Source organism: Marinococcus sp. PL1-022 (assembly GCF_033845285.1).
In the GTDB taxonomy this organism is placed as follows: Bacteria; Bacillota; Bacilli; order Bacillales; family Marinococcaceae; genus Marinococcus.
In genome coordinates, this window is the sequence record NZ_JAWXCX010000001.1 from 893891 (window position 1) to 911874 (window position 17984).

A 17984-nucleotide genomic window follows, 5' to 3' on the forward strand; every position below is an offset into this window, starting at 1 on the left:
GAAAAGCTCCTTTTTTAATTTATATTTTCGGCATAGACATATTTAAAAGCGTATGGACATGTCACAGCCCAAATGAAGTCATGCCGCCGTCAACGTAAATGTTTTGGCCGTTGACATAGCTTGATCCGGGAGCCGCTAGATACAGAACAGAGGTTTTGAGCTCATCGAGACGGCCGGTACGCTGGACCGGGGTGCGCTGTTCAACGGCATGCCGGAAATCGTCGTCTTCAAGGGAGCCGGCATTAAAATCTGTTTTAAAGAACCATGGGCTGATCGCATTCACTGTAATTCCGTACGGGGCAAGCTCGCCCGACAATTGTTTGGTAAAGTGGATAAGGCCTGCCTTGCTTGGGCCATAAACAGAGCTGAAGAACAAGCTTACACCGCCGGCAACCGAAGCCGTATTCACAATGCGGCCGTAATTAGCTTTTTTCATGTGGGGGACGACGGCCTTGGTCATGAGGAACGCAGACTTCAGATTCGTATTGAACACATGCTCCCAGTCCTCTTCGCTTATATCCTCTACTTTGCCATAAGCGGCGGTACCGGCGTTATTAACAAGCACATCGATCCGGCCAAAGTCGTTCATAATACGTGAAACCGTCTGGGAGACCTGGTCTTTGTCCGTCACGTCACAGACAAGCGGAGTCACTTCCGCGTTTGTTTCACTCCTGATGTCGCCAGCTGCATCTTCGATTTTGCTTTGGGTACGACCAAGAATAACCACGTGGGCTTCAGCGCCAGCCAGTGTTTCGGCCATTGTTTTTCCAATGCCGCTGCCTCCACCGGTTACAACTGCGACCTGTTGGGAAAGAGAAAATAAATTCATAGACATACTATCGATCCTTTCATTTTTGATTCTAAAGAAAATACTGAAAGAGAAAACAGGAATACCCTGTACGGATACCTCTGTTGCTATTCATTCAATCATCCTTTAATGCTTGTCCGGAGAGAGGCCGAGCCATCGTTTGACGGGCTCCCGGAAGTAATATGTGATGCCGATTAACAGCAAAAATAAAGCTGCAGCAAGGATGAATATAAAAATATTGCCTGAAGCGATACTGGCTCCAAGAAAGCTGTAGGCAAATGTTCCAGGGATCATTCCAAGAATGGTGGCAAGAATAAATGAAGTAAAACGCACCCTGGCAATACCGCCTGCGTAACTGAGCAGATCAAAGCTCACAATGGGAATAAGACGCAGGACGAAAATATATAAAAATCCGCGTTTTTCCATCTGATGGAACAGCTTTTCCGACCAGGAGAAGCTGTCCATTTTTAATACGGACCTGCCAAACAGCCTGGCCATGACATAGCCTGTGGACGCGGCGCCAGTAGCCCCGATAATGATATAAAGGACACCGGGCCAGACGCCAAAGGCCAGGCCTGCTCCAAGCGACAGTACTGAAGTGGGAAAGAAGACAAACGGCCCGATCATGTAAATAATGAAGAAAATAACCGGCCCCCACCAGCCAAACGACAATATGAAGTCACGAATATCGGTTGGACGGATCTCTAAATAAAAATGAGTAAAGTAAGAAATGGTGCCGAATGCTAATAAAACCAAAGTGATTTTTAACCAGCGGGGAAGTGGGAGCACAAGTCTTCATTCCTTTCAAAACACAGGCGTACCAAGTGTTATCCGTTGTAAAAACATTTATACCGTTAGTGAGCCGGGCACACTATTGTTGGAACAATGTATCACGGGGGAAAGTAATTATTCAAAGCATACGTACCGCAGTATAAGGTAGCTTACATGTCGTTTGAAGATGGAGCAATATGTAGAGTAATCTGGATTACATTAATATTTATACATAAGGAATACAATTGCAGTAACAAAAAAGGAGGGATTCGAAATGGGAAGAACGGCTCTCTTTGGCAGTATCGGGGTATCGCGGGTGGAATTTTGTTTGGAATTATGATGCAGACAATGGGGCAAATGGAAATGCTGTCAGCAATGGTGGGTTCGTCAGGACTTCTAGCAGGCTGGAAAATTCATTTAATGGGAATCGCCACTCATTTCTTTTATACGGCTGTTGTAGCGGTGGTATATACACTTCTTGTAAAGACACTCAAAGAACAATAATGAAAACGACTGCGAGTTCAAAATAACAGGTAGTCATAACGAGAATGAAAAGAGCCCTGGCGGGGCCCCGCCAGGGCTTCTAGTGATGGATGCTGAGTTATGCAGAACTGTTTTTAAGTGTATTGATTATATTAGCTGCGTTTTCCTTAATTTCCTCCAAATCATTTTTGTACAATATACTACCTACACTTAATGCAACTGCTCCTTGATCGATCCACTCTTTAGCATTTTTCTCCGTTACTCCTCCAGAAGGCATAAGGCTAGCTTGAGGAAGTGGTCCTTGAATGGACTTTAAAAAGGAGGGTGAAACCGTATTCCCAGGAAAAACCTTTATAATATCTGCTCCGTATTTCAAGGCAGTAACCATCTCGCTTACAGTGTAGCAACCTGGTAGGTAAGGAACCCTGTACAAATTACATATTTTAGCGATAGCTTTATCAAAATGGGGAGAGACGATAAAAGAAGCACCATAGGAAATTGCTAAACTAGCAGTTGTGGCATCCAGGACAGTCCCTGCCCCTATTAAGGCCCGTTCTCCGTATTCTTTGCTTAAAGATTCAATGAGACTTGAAGCCCTGGGCACTGTATAAGTGATTTCAAGACAAGTTATTCCACCTTCGAAGGCCCCAATAGCTACTTTTTCTGCCTGCTCATGTGTATCCCCCCGAATTACCGCTACAACTTGATAATCAAATATTTTGGACAAGATAGACCATTTTTGATCTTCCATAGCATGCTCCTTTAAGGCTAGACTGTTAGTAGTCTAATTAATTTAGATTCAAATATTCACCGCTTCATATCGGTGCCGTATTGTTTTTCAAGGTATGCTTCTACATCCTCTTGCTTCAAAATAAAAGAGTCGCCTTTCAAAGTATGGGCTAAAACACCTGTAGCAGTTGCAAAATTAATTGTTTCCTGCATCATAGTATGTTGTTGCAGGTTTATTTTGTGTAACACTCCCGCAGCAAAAGCATCACCGCCACCTATACGATCACAAACATGCACACAATAAGCAGGGGACGAAAAAGCATCTCCGTCCTGATGGATTAATGAGCCCTGCAAGTAATGTAGTTCGTTTGTTTCTGCTTTTCGATTTGAGGAAGCAAACCACTTTATATTATATTCTTTCAAAAAACTAATGATTGTATCTCTCTCTTTAGTAGTTGGGGAATCTTGATATGCTTTTTTTAAAATATTTGTAAGGTCTGAAACATTTCCAAAACAGATAGAAACGTAAGGGAGCACTTCTTCGAACGCTGCTCTTGCTTCATCAATACTCCAAAGTTTACTTCTATAATTAAAGTCAAAACTAATATTTATATTGCGTTTTTTAGCTTCCTCCAAGATTATTTTCGTGTTATGACGGCAGTTTTCACCTAAAGCGAGAGTAATGCCTGTAATGTGTAGAATGTCTATGTCCTCTAATATAAAATCCCAATTTTTACTAGGGAGACTCCAGGTCGAAAAAGAAGAAAACATGCGGTCATAAGTGACATTGGAAGGTCTCTCAGCAGTACCACTTTCAACAAGATATGTACCGAGCCTCGCTCCCTGAATATCAATATAGGAGGTATCAATTCCTTCTTTATTCAAAAAAGCTGTAGCAGCTTCTCCGAATGGATTATCGGGAAGAGCTGTTAATACTGTGCTCTGACTCCCCAAGTTACTTAATGCAACAGCTACATTTATCTCGGCACCGCCATAATAAAAATTCAAGTGGTCTGATTGCTTTATTGTCTTAATAGAAGGAGGGGAGAGGCGCATCAAGAGCTCTCCCACTGTAACTACTTTTTTCATGTGAACACCCCACGTAGTTTTAAACGAAACATATATTTATACACCTGAATAAGCCATAAATCCGCCATCAACAGGAATAGTGATGCCTGTCACAAAACGGGACATAGAAGAGTCAACAAGCCAGACTAACGGTCCTGTTAAATCTTCAGGTTTGCCAAAGCGTTCCATCGGGGTCTGGCTGATAATTTTTTCCGCCCGGTTTGTCATTTCTCCTTGAGCATCAAGCAGCATGTTTCGATTTTGGGACGTTAGAAAAAAGCCGGGAGCAATGGCATTACAGCGAATGTTTTCTTTAGCCATATGGACCGCGAGCCATTGAGTGAAATTATCGATACCGGCTTTGGCAGCACTGTAGGAAATTACTTTAGTCATCGGAGTCGGTGCACTCATGGAGGAAATGTTGATAATGCTGGCATCTTCTTTTCCAAGCATATGTTTCATGAATACCTGAGTAGAGAGGACGGTACCTACGTAATTCAGGTCAAAAACATGTTTAATTCCTTCCTCAGTTAAGTCGAAAAATGTCTTAACATCTTCGTTATCTAAATGGCTGTTCCGGAAAAACTCTTCAGACGTTGCGGCGTCAGGATGATTGCCGCCAGCTCCGTTAACCAAAATATCATAGGATCCGTACTGCTGGTGGATAGCATGGTCCGCTGCTTCAATACTTTCTTTGTCCAGGACATCACAAGCAAGAGCGATGGCTTCCCCGCCGTCCCTGGTAATATCATCAGCTACCTTTTGGGCATTGTCTTTCTTACGGCTGAGTACGGCCACTTTCACCCCCTGACGTGCCAGCTCTTTGGCCATTTCTCCGCACAAAACGCCTCCTCCGCCTGTAATAACGGCCACTTTTCCTTTTAGATTCGAATGCAATGAAAGCATATTATTTCTCCTCCTTGTGTAATGTGTCCCATATGCCAAGCAAATACATAATCCCGAGCGCCCGATCGTAAAGGCCATAGCCGGGACGACAGTTTTCGTTCCATATTTGTCTGCCGTGATCGGGGCGGATAGCTCCTTCAAATTGAATATCATGGTAAGCTTTCATAATTTCGCCAATATCAATAGAACCGTCGGAAGATCGATGGGAGGTTTCGATAAAATCCCCATTAGGAAAACGATAAAGATTGCGTACATGTCCAAAAGCAATTCTATCTTTGAATTCCCGGATCATTGCCGGTATATTATTTGCTTCATTGGCCCCCAGGGACCCGCTGCAAAGAGCAATGCCATTGGAAGGACTGTCGACCAGATGTAATAGCTTCTGGATGTCTTCATGACTGGAGAGAATTCTCGGTAACCCAAAGACCGGCCATGGTGGATCATCCGGGTGTGCAGCCATCTGAATGTCATACTTTTCGCACACAGGGATAATAGCGGATAAAAAATAATGCAAGTTTTCACGCAGAGTGTCGGCGGTAATGCTTTCATATTGATGAATAATATGCTTGATATCTTTTAGACGTTCAGGCTCCCAGCCAGGCATAGTGAACTCCGGGTTGGATGTTATGGTGCGGACCATTTCTTCAGGATCTACGTTATTGATAAGGTCGTATTGATAGAACATCGCATACGAATTATCATTTAATGGCCTATTCAAGTCCGTACGAATCCAGTCAAAGACAGGCATGAAATTATAACAGATAACTTTCACACCAGCCTCCGCCAGGTTTTCAATGGTGTTTTTGTAATTCTCAATATAACTATCGCGGGACGGAAGTCCAAGTTTAATATCCTCGTGGATATTAACGCTTTCCACTACGTCTGCACGAAAACCATGGGAAGTAATGGCAGAGGTGACCTCATCTATCTCGTGCTTCGGCCACACCTCTCCAGGCTGCCTTTGATGTAATGCCCATACGATGCTCTCGACTCCGGGAATTTGTTTTATTTGCTTCAAAGAAATTGTATCGTTATGTTCTCCGAACCAACGGAAGGCTATACGCATCGCTCCAACTCCATTCTAAAAATTTGGTATTTATTAACGCATTAATACTTCTGGCAAAAATAATGATATTTGAGGGAAAAGAACTAAAATAATGATAAAAACCACAACCATGCAGATGTAAGGTATTGACTCTTTCATATAATCTGTGACAGAAATATTTGATAAAGAACAAACGGTATACATGGTGACGCCTATTGGCGGTGTCATGCCACCCATGGTAACAATGGTCATCATTAAAATTCCAAAGTGTACAGGATCCATTCCGATGTTTGTCATAATTGGAAGAAGAATAGGAGTGAGTAAAAGCGTATTAACTGTACTCTCCATAAACATGCCCGCTACCAACAGGAAAACCAGAACAATAGTAATAATTAAAAAAGGATTTTCAGTCAAAGACAAAAGAAATGTTGTAGCGCTTTGTGGCAGCTGGGCAGACGTAATAGCATACCCTAAGATAGAAGCACAGGCAATGATCAACATAATAATCGCATTGTCTTCAACAGTGTTTTTTAATACCAGATTTAATTTTTTCCAGTCGAGTTCTTTATAGATAAACCATCCGACTACAAGAGCATACACTACAGCAAAGGCTCCGGCCTCAGAAGCTGTAAATACACCGAAACGAATACCTACAATTAAAATAACTGGGAATAGAAGGCCCCAAAAGCTAGCTTTAAAAGTGGAAACCACTTCTTTAAATGTGGCTCTCTTGATACGTGCGGGTTCATAGTGACGTTTTTTTGCAATAAGGCTTGAAGTAATCATAAGCATGATGGTCATAAGAATGCCGGGTACGATGCCAGCCATAAATAACTGTCCTATAGAAACCTCGCCCACAAAGCCGTAAAGGATGAGGCCGATACTTGGGGGGATGGTGGCAGTAATTAAAGCACTGAAAGCGATAACGGATCCAGTGAACCCTCCCGAATAGCCTTTGTTCATCATCTGTGGTGATAAGATTCTGCTCTGCATGGCAGCATCTGCGTTTGCTGAACCAGAAATCCCGCCCATCATGGCGCTTAAAATTATCGAGACATGAGCCAGTCCGCCAACCAAATGACCGGTCAAGGCGTTTGCAAAATCGATAAGCCTTTTTGTGATACCGGTTTCATTTAATAAATTACCAGCCAGTACAAAAAAAGGGACAGCTAGCAGTGGAAAAGACTGCGTTCCTTCAGCGAAACGCTGAATGGCTAGGTTTATAGGCAGGTTCGGTTCTGTAATAAAAAACACCAAACCCGAAATACCAATAGCAAAAGCAATGGGGACATTTACGACAATTAATACTACAAATGAAATTAAAACCCAGATCATGGTTTTATCTCCTTTGCCGGACTCTCTTGAACAGATTCAGAATTAAGAGGTTTATCTTTGTTGGTAAAATATAGAACCCATTTAGAGATAAGAGTAATAAACATTAAACTACAGCCTATTGGTACAGAAGCTGTAATATAGGAATAACTAAACGGTAAATTTTGAATACTTCTCAAGGTGAACTGACTGGTTTGAACAAATCCGAAATAAATACAGTAGAGAAGAAAGCCCCCAATTAAAATATTTGTAAATACTTGAATGATAAGCTGCCCTTTTGGAGGTAATTTGGATGTAAAAAAGTCAACGCCAATGTGGCGGTTTTTACGGAGAGCTTGATTAGCTCCGATAAAAACGAGCCAGATAAAAAGCAGTTGAGCCATTTCCACGGACCAGGCGATAGGAAACCCAGCCCAGCGGACCATGGCAGAATAAAATACCAATAATACAATACTGGCTAACAGCAATTTCGTAAGCGTTTCTTCGATCTTATTTAAAGCGAAAGCGAGCCTGCTCATCACGAGTGCCTCCTCAAAATCTTATGCTAAGATTCAATAATTTCCAAAATTTCTTCCCGAAGTTCTGGATAACCATCAAATTCTTCATATACATCTTCCGTGGCTTGTTGAAAAGGTTCCAGTTCAGGTTCCACAATTGTCATGCCTTCGTCTTCCATTTGGCTTTCATATTCCTCAGACGTATCGATTACCTGCTCAGAAGCATAAGTGCCTCCTTGCTTAGCTTCTTCGAGTACAATATCCTGATATTCCTCTGGTAAGCCTTCGAACCAGTCGGCGCTCACTACTAATCCGGTTATAAGCTGAATGTGCTTCGTTTTAGAATAATGATCGGAGACTTCATAGAGACTGGCCTCATAGGCAGCGGACTGTTGGGCCTCAGCCCCATCTATAGCTCCCTGTTGAATACCAGTATATACTTCAGCCCAGTCAAGTCCGGTAGGGTTGGCTCCCATCGCCTTCATTGTTTCTAAGAAAATATCTGATCCAATAGTACGTATGCTTTGCCCATTTAAATCTTCAGGAGTTTCAATTGCGTTGTCAGTTACCATATTGCGAGTCCCCTGATACCAGTTAAAGGACAAAATTTGCAAATTCTCATTTTCAGCCAGATCGTCAGACCATCCCTGAAACAAATCCGAGTTTGTCACTTTTTGAATCTCGTCATAATTTTCAAAAAGGTAGGGCCCCTGGAGAATTCCGATTTCCTCCTGGTAGTCACCGAGAATAGCCGCATCTGAGAGAGTGCCTACGTTAGATCCTGCTTTAGCTTGTTCCTGAATACCGGGTGTATCACCTAAAGAGGAATTCGGGAAAAGCTCAACTTCGAGATCACCGTCAGTTTCTTCTTCCACATTTTCTTTAAACTGCTCTAATCCTGCATACATTGGGTCATTCTCTGAAACGACAATTCCTACCTGCAACGTATAGGAAGCATCGCCTCCTCCTGAATTTGAACCAGAACCAGAATCAGAGTCTGAGTTCTCGTTTTCAGAACTTCCGTAGTTACCTCCACAGGCACTGAGAACCAATAAACTCGCCGCGCTTACAACAGTGAAACTTTTTTTCATCATACTTCACTCCTTGATAGATTAGTAAAATTAATAAAATTCCCCTGAAATAACTGCTCCACATCGTTTTGTATGGTTTCTTTCGTAATAATGACCCCCTGGTTTTCTAACCGTTGATAACGTTGGGCTAAAATGGGGGAGAATGTCTGGCGAAAATGGCTCCATTTATATAGCAATTGCTCAAAAACCCGGCAGTCCGAATGCTGCGGTATGAAGTGCAGGCCAAGCTGGTCCATTCTCATTGTGGTAATTTCTTCAATTAACTGGGGTGTATTTAAAAACCACCAGCATCCAAAAAGCATGACGTTTTTAAATTTTTGGGCAATAACAGTTAATTCGTATTGATTTTCGCGTGCAAGTACAGTAATTAAAAACTTTTGTTCTGGTAAGCGCATACATAATTGTTCTAAATAAGCAAACGATGTTTGGCCCACGCCATCACCAGCGATACCTAGATCTGGATTTAACTGTCGTTTCGTGCCAAGCATTAAAGACATAGGCAGATTGTATTCTTCACAGACAGGAAGGACACACTCTTCTAAAAGAAGGGTTTCATAATCTTTTTTTGGAAAATCCCAAGGAAGAGAGGCTGCCATGTAAACTGGCTTCATTTTTTCCACCCAAAAGCGTAGAAATTGTTTTGTTTCTTCGATGGTGGAAGTATCGATTTCTTCAGAAATAGAATAACCATCCTGATGTATTGTTTTAGAGGCATTTTCCCAATCATTAATTAATGGGTCGACCCGTAAAGCAGGAATGAAATTTTTCGAAGAGAAGGAGACCCCCTGGTCCCAATATTTTCTTTCTTCTTCATCAAAAGGGTTATTAGTCATGACAAAAGAAGAAACATTGGCTTTGTTCATAATATAAGTAACGTAATCATCGTTGTTGATTTTCGAAAAGTATTCGCGAATATCATTTAAATCTTTGGAAAAGGGAATATCGAGTTCCTTTAGAACCGTAAGTACGCCCAATGAAGCTTCACTGATGGGGGAGCGTTTTACAAATAGCTCTTCCCATACAAATTCAGCCTGCGTTTTTTGGGGACGCATCAAAAATTTCTGGTAATCGATGTCAGCCCAAAGGGTCGCTTCCGAAATTAAATAGTGATAGGTTAATAATTCATCAATACCGTGTAAACATAGCTGGGAAAAAGAGTCAGGAAATAGGTGTGTATGCATATCAATGACCGGAATTTCGTTTATGGTATCGCTTACAATTTTTTCAATACTATTATTCATTATTTCACCTCCATGTGTTATTCAAAGTAATTGCTGTAATTTGTTTTTAAACTGGCCATATCAATGTTTACGAGGGCCATATGCTCCCGCATGATTCGCTCTGCTTCTGTTTCATTTTGGTTTTTAATAGCTTCTACGATTTCTTTGTGTTGAGTCACAATTTTTTCCCAATTAAGCTCGGAAGCCAGACTAAGCATCCTGGTACGATTTAGGTGGACCATCATGTTTTGTACTGATTGCCACGTTCGTTCTTTATTACAGCCTATAAAGATCGTGTGGTGAAATTCTTCATCTAGCTGAAACAATCTTTGATGATTTTTTTCTGAAATACTATTATCCTGCAACAGAAGATTTTCCGATAAATGTTGGAGAAAAGTACTGTTGATATTTTGGCAGGCGAGTTTTACTACAGCGATCTCCATATGTTCACGCATAAAGCGTCCTTCTTCTACATCTTCTTCTTTAATAAGAGAAATAAAAGAACCACGCTGGGGGTATACGTCAATTAACCCCTCCTGAGATAGACGTACAAATGATTCACGCACTGGCGTTCTGCTTACTTCGAGTGTTTCAGCAATCTTGTTTTCAGAGACTCGTTCTCCTGGTTTAAGCTCCAACTTAATAATTTTATCTTTAATAGTTTTATAAGTATTACTTCGCGCTGTTTGCTGCATCATTCTGAACACCTCCTTGGTATTCTAGTATACAAGTATACTAGCATGGTAATTGTTGAAGTGCAATAGTTTATCGGATTTAAAATACGCCAAAATCCTAGAAGAATGATTTAGATAAGACTAGAATGCCTTAGAAGAGGGATTTTGCTATATTAAATTTAAAGTTTGAAAAGTTTTAGTCGTGAAGGAGGAAGTGAAAATTGAGTTCTAGCTTTGAACCACAAAGAAGAATAAAAGAATTGGAAGATAATTTTTTAGTACAGGACTGGATGGACTCTGCGCCTTTGACCGCGCAGGCAGATAACAGTGTGCAGGAGCTGGCAGAATTGATGGCAGATTCCCAAAAAGAAAGTGCAGTCATTGTAAGCAGTGATAATAAACCAATTGGACTCGTTACGCCGCGACTTATGCTGCCGTATCTCTTATCTGGTGCAGGAAGCAGTCCGGTTGCTGATTTTTTAGGTAAGGAAGATTTTATTATCATTCAGCAAAATGAGCCACTGCTGAATGTTTATAGAAGTAATGTGGCATGGTTTATCGTTAGAGACGAGAACAATAAATTATTAGGTTTGCTAAATAGAAATAATATTTCGGATGGACTATCAGATTTATTGCAAAAAGCAGATAAACTCGAACATACAGCTGAAATTTTGGACATTGTCTTAGAAAGAGCTTACGAAGGGGTTGCAGTAGTAGATCATAATGGGATTATTATTCAATTTAATGATGCTTACAGCCGATTTATTGGGATTGATAAACATTATGCGTTAGGAAAACAAGTGGAAGAAATCATAGAGAATACAAAGTTACATCAAACGATCCGAACCGGCCTTCCAGAGCGCGGGGCTATTCAGTATATTAATGGCCAGGCTATGGTTGTTCACCGGCTGCCACTATGGAAAAACGGCAAAGTGGTGGGTGCTGTGGGAATGCTTATCTTTGAAGGGTTAAACGAATTGTATAAAATTTATGAAAATATGCAGAAAAGCTATAGAAATGAGCAGTTAACAAACGAAACTGTGAATGTAAGTACAGAACGAAGTGCCCGGTTCACGCTCGATGAAATTATTGGACAAAGTGAAAGTACCATGCATTCAAAATCGTTGTCACGGAAAGTGGCTAAAAAACATATAACTGTGCTTATAACTGGGGAAAGTGGAACTGGGAAGGAAATGTTTGCTCAAAGCATCCATGAATTAAGCCCTTTTTCAACTGGTCGGTTTGTAAGCGTCAATTGCGGCGCAGTACCAGAGCAGTTAATTGAATCCGAGCTTTTTGGCTACGAGGAAGGGGCTTTTACTGGAGCGAAAAAAGGAGGAAAACCAGGGAAGTTTGAATTGGCTCAAAAGGGAACATTATTTTTAGATGAAATTGGCGAGATGCCCTTATATATGCAGACGAAACTGCTCCGCGTGCTGCAGGAGAGAGAATTCGAACGGGTGGGCGGACTGGAGTCGATTCAAACAGACGCCCGTATTATAGCTGCATCGAACCGGAATCTATATGACGAAGTGAAGAAGGGAAACTTCCGGGAGGATTTGTACTATAGAATTAACATCGTAGAAATTCCCGTTGCCCCTCTTCGGGAAAGAAAGGAAGATATCCCTTCTCTCGTTTCCCACTATTTAACGTCAATATGCAGTAAGCATAAGGTGCGGGAAAAATCTATTTCCTCCGAAGCCCTTCAAGTCTTTATTCAATATAAATGGGAAGGAAATATTCGGGAGTTAAGAAACGTCATAGAGAATCTGGTGATCTTATTGGAGGAAGAAGTAATAGAAAAGAAACATATGCCTCCTTATTTATCGGTGGAGCCCGAGGACAGAAATATAAAGGGAGAACTTCCAATTCTGAAAGCCAATGATGAAGAAAAAGAAAAGCAGATTATTAATAATTCTCTTGAAAAAAATCAAGGTAATAAATTAAAAACGGCAAAAGAATTGGGCATTCATCGCACTACTCTATATCAAAAGTTAAAAAAATATAACCTAAAGTAAATGTATAAATTAATAACACTTAAACTGTAGATTGTACAAACAACCTACAGTTTTTATTTTGTAAGCGTTATTATAAAGGGATTTGAAAGTTGGCATGCTTTTTGCAATAAGAATAATATAAAGGAGGAGAAATTTAATGAATATACCTACAGCTTTTCAATCACCAGCAATTATTCACTATGGAAAAGGGTCCTTTCAACAGGTAGGAAAAGAAACCATCCGAAAAGGGAAAAAAGCACTTATTATCAGTGATCAAATGATGGAAAAATTAGGATACATTGAGAAGTGTCGTACTTATTTGCAGGAAGAAAACGTAGAGAGCTTCGTTTATAACGGAGTAGGATCAGAACCCACAGACAAGTTCGTGGAAGAAGCATTACATTTCTTCCACCGGGAGGAGTGTGATGTGATTTTATCCATAGGCGGGGGAAGCTGCATTGATACAGCTAAATCTGTAGCGGTGCTCAGCACCAATGGTGGATATATCGGTGATTATATGGGTGGAAAAAAGCAGGCTTCCCATTTGCCTTCGCCTCATATCGCCATTCCAACCACCGCCGGTACTGGCTCGGAAGCTACAGACGTTACGATAATTACAAACACTGCTAATGAAGTGAAAATGATGATAAAACAGCCGGCATTTTTGCCCGAAGCAGCTATTATCGACCCGGAGCTTTCTAAATCGGCTCCTGCAAAAGTCAAAGCTGCTACCGGAGTAGACGCTTTAAGTCACGCCATTGAAGCATATATTTCTCAAAAAGCACATCCACTGTCAGATATGATGGCACTTTCGGCAATGAAATTAATCGTGCCCAACCTACAAAAAACGTATAACAATTCAGAAGACGTAGAGGCACAGGAAAAAATGGCTTTAGGTGCCCTTCAGGCAGGCTGGGCTTTTTCAAACTCGTCTGTATGCCTGGTTCACGGGATGTCGCGTCCTATTGGAGCTCTTTTTCATGTACCACATGGTTTTTCAAACGCTATGCTGCTGCCAGCTGTAATGGAGTTCAGCCGTGAAGCTGCCATTAAACGTTTAGCAGATTTAGGCAGGATCTTCGAGCCGGAAGCTGAAAAATATACAAATGAAGAAGCGGCGGATATTGCTATTAGTTCCGTGAAAGCACTTTGCCGAAATTTGCAAATACCTAATCTGCAGGAATGGGGAATTGAACAAAAAGAATTTGAAAGCGCTATCGATAAAATGGCGAAGGATGCATTTGAAAGCGGAAGTCCTGAAAAAAACCCTAAAGTACCTTCTAAGGAAGAAATGAAAGAGTTATACCGGATTTGCTATAACTATAATTATGCTGAAGAAATCGTTAGGTAGCCGGGAGGGGAAAAAATGAATATTGTCGGAATGTTAGGGCTGATTGCTTCTCTTGCGCTGTTAATATATCTTACGATGAAAGGCATTAACATTATCGTAGCAGCGCTGCTTAGTTCTATTGTTGTTGCATTAACAGGAGGGTTAAATCTTCAAAATGCCCTCTTGGATAACTATATGACCGGTTTTACTGATTACTTTGCTTCGTGGTTTTTAGTATTTCTTCTTGGAGCAATTTTTGGGAAAATCATTCAGGAAACCAAAGCGGCAGACAGTATTGCCCATTGGACGAAAGAAAAGCTTGGAGCGAAACGGGCAGTTTTTGCAGTTGTAGCTGCTGCTGCGATTATGACATACGGTGGTGTTAGTTTATTTGTAGTCGGCTTTGCGGTTTATCCTATTGCTGTTTCATTGTTCCAGGCCGCAAATCTTCCCCATAGGTTTATCCCGGCAGCGTTAGTGTTTGGTTCTATTTCGTTTACGATGACAGCTCCGGGATCTCCGGAGATCCAAAATATTATACCAACAGAATTTTTTGACACGGCTCCTACAGCGGGAGGAGTCATAGGTGTACTCAGTGCTCTGCTGGTGATGGTAACCGGTGGTTGGTGGCTTGGGAGAATGGTTAAAAAGGCCAGCGATAATGGAGAGGAATTTTCTCTCCCTTATGGACCTTCTAACGAGGCTAAAGAGGAAACTGCTGCAGCAGTTGAAGCAGAAGAGAGCGAGCCGGAGCACGATCCGGACCCGGAGCATCAGCAAAAACTGCCGAATATTTTCCTGGCTTTCGCTCCTTTAGTGTTAGTAATTATTATCCTGAACGTGTTATCTCAGTTTATCGATCCTACATCTTCTTTGTTGATAGCTTTAACTGCAGGAATCGCATTAGCGTGTGTCAGTATGAGTAAATATCTGCAGGCTTTTTGGGATTACCTGGCTACCGGTACACAGAATGCTTTAGTAGCTTTAGCAAATACATGTGCTGTGGTTGGCTTTGGAAGCGTAGCAGCTCAAGTAGCAGCATTTGATACCGTAGTTGATGGACTGGTAAATATGCCAGGCCCGCCATTATTAGGTTTAGCTATAGGTGTAACAGTTATTTGTGGCATTACAGGCTCGGCCTCCGGAGGGTTGGGTATTGCACTCCCTATCCTGGCGCCTATTTACATGGCTCAAGGATTGAACCCGGGGGACATGCACAGAATTTCTGCGCTGGCTTCCGGGGGCATCGACTCCCTTCCGCATAATGGTTATGTTGTCACTACAATAAGGGTTATATCTGGAGAAACGCATAAAAGGTCTTATAAACCTATATTTTTTGTAAGCGTTATCGTGCCTTGTATTGTTCTATTCCTGGCTGTCATGGCTTATTCAATTTTTTAAAACAGTTTACTATATTAAAGGAGGAATTTTATTATGAAGGAACAAGCAGTAACAACCTTAAAGAATTTTATCGGCGGCGAATGGGTGGCGTCCCGGTCCGCCACCGACAAGGTATACAACCCGGCCACCAGTGAGGTGATCGCGCACGTGCCGCTCTCCTCGAAGGACGAAGTGGACGAGGCGGTGAAGGCGTCCAAAGCGGCGTACCGCGACTGGTCGAAAAAGCCCGTCCCGCAGCGCGCCCGTATCCTGTTTGCCTACCAGCAGCTGCTCATCAGCCACTGGGACGAGCTCGCCGGGATCATTACGCTTGAAAACGGCAAAAACCTGAAGGAGGCCAAAGGGGAAGTGCAGCGTGGCATCGAGTGCGTGGAATTTGCCGCCGGGGCCCCGACGCTCATGATGGGCGACCAGCTGCCGGACATTGCCACCAACATCGAGTCCGGGATGTACCGCTACCCGATTGGCGTGGTCGGCGGGATCACCCCGTTCAACTTCCCGATGATGGTGCCGTGCTGGATGTTTCCGCTCGCGATTGCCTGCGGCAACACGTTCGTGATGAAGCCGTCCGAGCGGACCCCAATGCTCGCGAACCGGCTCGCGGAGCTGTTTGAGGAAGCGGGGCTTCCGAAGGGCGTATTGTCCGTGGTGCACGGCGCGCACGACGTGGTGAACGGCCTGCTGGAGCACGACGATGTGCCGGCGATTTCCTTTGTCGGCTCCCAGCCGGTCGCGGACTATGTGTATAAAAACGGCACGGCGCACGGCAAGCGCGTCCAGGCCCTCGCCGGGGCAAAAAACCATACCCTCGTGATGGAGGATGCGGATCTTGATAACGCGGCCTGGCAGATTTTAAACGCCGCCTTCGGCTCCGCCGGCGAACGGTGCATGGCCGCCTCCGTCGTCGCCGTGCAGGAAAGCGTCGCCGATCAGCTGGTGGCAAAGATCCAGGCGTATGCCGACGACGTCACTATCGGCAACGGCCGCGAAAAGGACGTGTTCCTCGGGCCGGTAATCCGCGAAGGCCACCTCGAGAAAACGAAGGCCTACATTGACAAAGGCGTGGAAGAAGGCGCGACGCTCGTGCGCGACGGCCGCCAGGACGAGGTCGCCAAAGAGGGCTACTTTATCGGGCCGACGATCTTTGACCACGTGCAGCAGACGATGACGATCTGGCAGGACGAAATCTTCGCGCCGGTGTTATCCATTGTCCGGGTGCCGGACCTCGCGGCCGGCATTGCCTGGGCGAACGAATCGCGGTTTGCGAACGGCGCCTGCCTGTTTACGAGCTCCGGGCACAGCGTCCGCGAATTCCGGGAAACGATTGACGCCGGGATGCTCGGCATCAACGTCGGCGTGCCGGCCCCGATGGCGTTCTTCCCGTTTTCCGGCTGGAAGGATTCCTTCTACGGCGACCTGCATGCGAACGGCAAGGACGGGGTGGAATTCTACACCCGCAAAAAAGTGGTGACTGCCCGCTGGTGACTGTATATAAAAAGAGTAACCCCTTGTTAAATACGCGGGGTTACTCTTTTTTATTTCCTTATCGTTATCGTTAAAAATTATAAAGCAGGAAGCTTCGGGTGTAAAAAATTGCCGCCTCTGTTTATTTCTTATCCATGTCTGGAAGGGTGTTGTGCATATAGTCAGGAGCAGGCTTCAGCTCGGGCTTGCCACCATGAGCCTTTGGTTCAGAGACATATTCAAAGGAGTGGCCGTCCGGTGCTTTATCCTTCAGCCAGCTGAGATCCGCGCTCTGCTCGCCTTCTGAGAAGTTCATCAGCTGATGGGAAAACTCGGTTGCTTCCCATTGCTCCGGTACGGTGGATGGTGCCGTGAAGCCTTCTTTTTGCTCGAGTTCTTTAATCGCTGCGGCCCACTGGTTCTGGTGCATCGTGTCCCGGGCGAGTAAGAAGGAAAGCATCTGGCGGACGCCTTTGTCTTCGGTCATTTCGTACAGGCGGGCCACCTGGAGGCGTCCCTGTGATTCCGCGTTAAGGTTGGCCCGGAAATCACTGAGAACATTGCCGCTCGCAATAATATAGCCGGCGTTCCAAGGGACACCGTTGCTGTCTTTAGGCACAGCACCAAGACCGGAAACAATCGCATGCTGCGGGTTCATGTCGCCCATGATGGATTCGACGATTGGATTTTTAGCTGCTTCTTCCTGTTCTTCCACAGGTGCGTCGTCAAGCAGCTGGGCGATCATGGTCGCGATCATTTCGATATGGCCGAATTCTTCCGTACCAGTATCCATTAACATGTCTTTATACTGCTCGTTGCCACGGGTGTTCCAGCCCTGAAACATGTACTGCATCGCTACAGAGATTTCTCCGAACTGGCCGCCGAGAATCTCCTGCAGCTTTTTGGCATAGACGGGATCCGGGCGATCTGGCTTCGCGTGAAATTGCAGCTCTTTACGGTGAAAAAACATAAATGAATAACCCCTTTTTGTAATAAATAGTTAGTTTATCTAGTTGAATTTGTATCGTCCATTTCGTAAATAAAACAACATATCGCCCTGGCGTTCGGGTAAGCCGCCCTCCTTTCCAAAAATCATAAAAAAAGAGCCAGAAAAAGGAGGCATCTCCCTTCTCTGGCTCATAACTCAGCTTTTTATCTGGTTATTCCC

At 43.5% G+C, this 17984-nt stretch carries 17 protein-coding genes; 5 read left to right on the forward strand and 12 right to left on the reverse strand.

All coding sequences use genetic code 11. The annotated features are described in order from the left end of the window. Positions 1–61: 61 nt before the first annotated feature. The gene (locus SIC45_RS04550) at positions 62–835 is read right to left on the reverse strand and encodes an SDR family oxidoreductase (protein ID WP_319631230.1); all 774 of its coding nucleotides are present in this window, start codon (positions 833–835) and stop codon (positions 62–64) included. 99 nt (positions 836–934) lie between these two features. Further along, on the reverse strand, positions 935–1597 hold the full coding sequence (locus SIC45_RS04555) for a TVP38/TMEM64 family protein (protein WP_319631231.1): 663 nt from the start codon (positions 1595–1597) through the stop codon (positions 935–937). A gap of 156 nt (positions 1598–1753) precedes the next feature. Here SIC45_RS04555 and SIC45_RS04560 point away from each other — a divergent pair, with 156 nt between their 5' ends. Beyond that, a complete protein-coding gene (locus SIC45_RS04560; RefSeq protein ID WP_319631232.1) occupies positions 1754–2083 on the forward strand; it encodes a hypothetical protein in 330 nt (109 codons plus the stop codon). Between the two features lie 97 nt (positions 2084–2180). On the opposite strand, the gene SIC45_RS04565 is transcribed toward SIC45_RS04560, so the two are convergent. The 9 genes from SIC45_RS04565 to SIC45_RS04605 are packed head-to-tail and all read right to left on the reverse strand — an operon-like array spanning position 2181 to position 10648. Then, positions 2181–2813, reverse strand: a complete 633-nt coding sequence (locus SIC45_RS04565) for a bifunctional 2-keto-4-hydroxyglutarate aldolase/2-keto-3-deoxy-6-phosphogluconate aldolase (protein WP_319631233.1) — start codon at positions 2811–2813, stop codon at positions 2181–2183. Positions 2814–2869: 56 nt separating this feature from the next. Next, complete coding sequence (locus SIC45_RS04570) at positions 2870–3880, reverse strand: sugar kinase (RefSeq protein WP_319631234.1); 1011 nt, start codon at positions 3878–3880, stop codon at positions 2870–2872. A 36-nt stretch (positions 3881–3916) separates the two neighbouring features. Continuing rightward, a complete protein-coding gene (locus SIC45_RS04575; RefSeq protein WP_319631235.1) occupies positions 3917–4765 on the reverse strand; it encodes an SDR family oxidoreductase in 849 nt (282 codons plus the stop codon). 1 nt (position 4766) lies between these two features. Beyond that, positions 4767–5831, reverse strand: a complete 1065-nt coding sequence (gene uxuA / locus SIC45_RS04580; protein WP_319631236.1) for a mannonate dehydratase — start codon at positions 5829–5831, stop codon at positions 4767–4769. 33 nt (positions 5832–5864) lie between these two features. Further along, positions 5865–7145: a TRAP transporter large permease gene (locus SIC45_RS04585; protein WP_298783930.1), complete on the reverse strand. Its 1281-nt coding sequence runs from the start codon at positions 7143–7145 to the stop codon at positions 5865–5867. Continuing rightward, entirely contained in the window at positions 7142–7660 is a 519-nt protein-coding gene (locus SIC45_RS04590) for a TRAP transporter small permease (RefSeq protein WP_319631237.1), read from the reverse strand. The genes SIC45_RS04585 and SIC45_RS04590 overlap by 4 nt, the downstream gene beginning before the upstream one ends. Positions 7661–7686: 26 nt before the next feature. Beyond that, entirely contained in the window at positions 7687–8730 is a 1044-nt protein-coding gene (locus SIC45_RS04595; protein ID WP_298783934.1) for a C4-dicarboxylate TRAP transporter substrate-binding protein, read from the reverse strand. After that, entirely contained in the window at positions 8730–9971 is a 1242-nt protein-coding gene (locus tag SIC45_RS04600; protein ID WP_319631238.1) for a glucuronate isomerase, read from the reverse strand. Before SIC45_RS04600 ends, SIC45_RS04595 begins: the two co-directional genes overlap by 1 nt. Positions 9972–9988: 17 nt before the next feature. Beyond that, a complete protein-coding gene (locus tag SIC45_RS04605) occupies positions 9989–10648 on the reverse strand; it encodes a GntR family transcriptional regulator (RefSeq protein WP_319631239.1) in 660 nt (219 codons plus the stop codon). 197 nt (positions 10649–10845) lie between these two features. Here SIC45_RS04605 and SIC45_RS04610 point away from each other — a divergent pair, with 197 nt between their 5' ends. From SIC45_RS04610 to SIC45_RS04625, 4 genes are all read left to right on the forward strand, one after another. Then, positions 10846–12642: a sigma 54-interacting transcriptional regulator gene (locus tag SIC45_RS04610; RefSeq protein WP_319631240.1), complete on the forward strand. Its 1797-nt coding sequence runs from the start codon at positions 10846–10848 to the stop codon at positions 12640–12642. Positions 12643–12778: 136 nt separating this feature from the next. Beyond that, complete coding sequence (locus SIC45_RS04615) at positions 12779–13972, forward strand: iron-containing alcohol dehydrogenase (protein WP_319631241.1); 1194 nt, start codon at positions 12779–12781, stop codon at positions 13970–13972. A 15-nt stretch (positions 13973–13987) separates the two neighbouring features. Continuing rightward, complete coding sequence (locus SIC45_RS04620; RefSeq protein ID WP_298783944.1) at positions 13988–15352, forward strand: GntP family permease; 1365 nt, start codon at positions 13988–13990, stop codon at positions 15350–15352. Positions 15353–15385: 33 nt separating this feature from the next. Beyond that, on the forward strand, positions 15386–16837 hold the full coding sequence (locus SIC45_RS04625; protein WP_319631242.1) for a CoA-acylating methylmalonate-semialdehyde dehydrogenase: 1452 nt from the start codon (positions 15386–15388) through the stop codon (positions 16835–16837). 121 nt (positions 16838–16958) lie between these two features. On the opposite strand, the gene SIC45_RS04630 is transcribed toward SIC45_RS04625, so the two are convergent. Next, on the reverse strand, positions 16959–17786 hold the full coding sequence (locus SIC45_RS04630) for a manganese catalase family protein (RefSeq protein WP_319631243.1): 828 nt from the start codon (positions 17784–17786) through the stop codon (positions 16959–16961). Positions 17787–17984 lie beyond the last annotated feature (198 nt).

Bases quoted from the DNA above. Each gene is read 5' to 3' on its own strand.
- uxuA (WP_319631236.1), bottom strand. From the start codon at position 5,831: ATGCGTATAGCCTTCCGTTGGTTCGGAGAACATAACGATACAATTTCT.
- SIC45_RS04600 (WP_319631238.1), bottom strand. From the start codon at position 9,971: ATGAATAATAGTATTGAAAAAATTGTAAGCGATACCATAAACGAAATT.
- SIC45_RS04550 (WP_319631230.1), bottom strand. From the start codon at position 835: ATGTCTATGAATTTATTTTCTCTTTCCCAACAGGTCGCAGTTGTAACC.
- SIC45_RS04570 (WP_319631234.1), bottom strand. From the start codon at position 3,880: ATGAAAAAAGTAGTTACAGTGGGAGAGCTCTTGATGCGCCTCTCCCCT.
- SIC45_RS04615 (WP_319631241.1), top strand. From the start codon at position 12,779: ATGAATATACCTACAGCTTTTCAATCACCAGCAATTATTCACTATGGA.
- SIC45_RS04565 (WP_319631233.1), bottom strand. From the start codon at position 2,813: ATGGAAGATCAAAAATGGTCTATCTTGTCCAAAATATTTGATTATCAA.
- SIC45_RS04585 (WP_298783930.1), bottom strand. From the start codon at position 7,145: ATGATCTGGGTTTTAATTTCATTTGTAGTATTAATTGTCGTAAATGTC.
- SIC45_RS04620 (WP_298783944.1), top strand. From the start codon at position 13,988: ATGAATATTGTCGGAATGTTAGGGCTGATTGCTTCTCTTGCGCTGTTA.
- SIC45_RS04560 (WP_319631232.1), top strand. From the start codon at position 1,754: ATGTCGTTTGAAGATGGAGCAATATGTAGAGTAATCTGGATTACATTA.
- SIC45_RS04630 (WP_319631243.1), bottom strand. From the start codon at position 17,786: ATGTTTTTTCACCGTAAAGAGCTGCAATTTCACGCGAAGCCAGATCGC.
- SIC45_RS04595 (WP_298783934.1), bottom strand. From the start codon at position 8,730: ATGAAAAAAAGTTTCACTGTTGTAAGCGCGGCGAGTTTATTGGTTCTC.
- SIC45_RS04590 (WP_319631237.1), bottom strand. From the start codon at position 7,660: ATGAGCAGGCTCGCTTTCGCTTTAAATAAGATCGAAGAAACGCTTACG.
- SIC45_RS04575 (WP_319631235.1), bottom strand. From the start codon at position 4,765: ATGCTTTCATTGCATTCGAATCTAAAAGGAAAAGTGGCCGTTATTACA.
- SIC45_RS04625 (WP_319631242.1), top strand. From the start codon at position 15,386: ATGAAGGAACAAGCAGTAACAACCTTAAAGAATTTTATCGGCGGCGAA.
- SIC45_RS04605 (WP_319631239.1), bottom strand. From the start codon at position 10,648: ATGATGCAGCAAACAGCGCGAAGTAATACTTATAAAACTATTAAAGAT.